Annotated in this window: 1 protein-coding gene; it reads left to right on the plus strand. The window is 43.2% G+C overall.

Translation table 11 applies throughout. The annotated features are described in order from the left end of the window. Nucleotides 1-648: DUF3458 domain-containing protein (locus R7190_RS28205; RefSeq protein WP_318137970.1), on the plus strand; the 648-nt coding region annotated here is incomplete at both ends.

Here is a 648-nt window from a genome sequence, read left to right on the forward strand (position 1 = left end):
AATGGCGAATCCGTTCACAATGTTTTGGACATCAAGCAAGATAAACAAACATTTGTGTTCGAGAATGTCGCAGAACAACCAGTGCCTTCATTGTTACGCGAGTTCTCTGCGCCAGTTAAATTGGAATACGATTACAGCGACGCAGAACTGATCTTCCTAATGAAGCACGCAACCAACGATTTTGCTCGTTGGGATGCAAGCCAAATGCTATTAGCGAAGTACATTCGACAAAATGTCACCAATGTCCAAACGGGCAGTGAGGTTCAACTTTCAGAAGATCTTATCGATGCATTCCGCGGCGTATTATTGGATGAAAACTTAGAGCCTGCATTTATCGCTCAAGTCTTCTCATTGCCATCTATCAATGAAATCACAGGCTGGTACAAACAGATTGATGTAGATGCAGTTGATACGGTTTTAAATAGCATTACAGTGTCACTTTCTGCCGCATTGGAAGACGAACTAAGTGCTACTTACCACACGCTAAAACAAGCCGAATACACCATCGACCATGCAGCAATCGGCAAACGTGCGTTGCGTAATCAATGCCTTCAGTTCTTAGCTCATACAGACAAAGGTAACACGTTAGTTAAAGCGCAGTATGAAGCTGCCAATAACATGACCGATACCATTGCAGCTATGAGTGCA

Source organism: Vibrio sp. 1078-1 (genome assembly GCF_033340475.1).